This window comes from Gilvimarinus gilvus (genome assembly GCF_030518155.1).
GTDB classification, from domain to species: Bacteria; Pseudomonadota; Gammaproteobacteria; order Pseudomonadales; family Cellvibrionaceae; genus Gilvimarinus; species Gilvimarinus gilvus.
Genome location: NZ_JAULRU010000183.1, coordinates 1 through 369, shown reverse-complemented (window position 1 = coordinate 369; position 369 = coordinate 1). Strand labels below are relative to the sequence as shown.

Genomic DNA, 369 nt, shown 5'->3' with positions numbered 1-369 from the left:
AGCTACAAGGGGCGCCAGGTCGTACGTGATGTCAGCCTGTCGATCGACAGCGGCCAGATCGTCGGATTGCTCGGCCCGAACGGTGCCGGCAAGACCACCTGCTTCTACATGATCGTCGGCCTGGTCCAGGCCGAGCAGGGTCGTGTCCTGATCGACAACCTCGATGTCAGCCACCAGCCCATGCACGGCCGCGCGCGCGCCGGCATCGGCTACCTGCCGCAGGAAGCCTCGATCTTCCGCAAGCTTTCGGTGGCCGACAACATCATGGCCATCCTCGAGACCCGCAAGGACCTCGACCGCGATGGCCGGCGCAAGGAACTGGAAAGCCTGCTGCAGGAGTTCCACATCAGCCACATCCGCGACAACCTC

1 protein-coding gene is annotated in these 369 nt (G+C 64.2%); it reads left to right on the top strand.

Going from position 1 to position 369, the window contains the following annotated elements; genetic code table 11:
* Positions 1 to 369, top strand: a 369-nt coding sequence (locus QWI17_RS01550; RefSeq protein WP_302720731.1) for an ATP-binding cassette domain-containing protein, incomplete at both ends; no start/stop codon positions are given.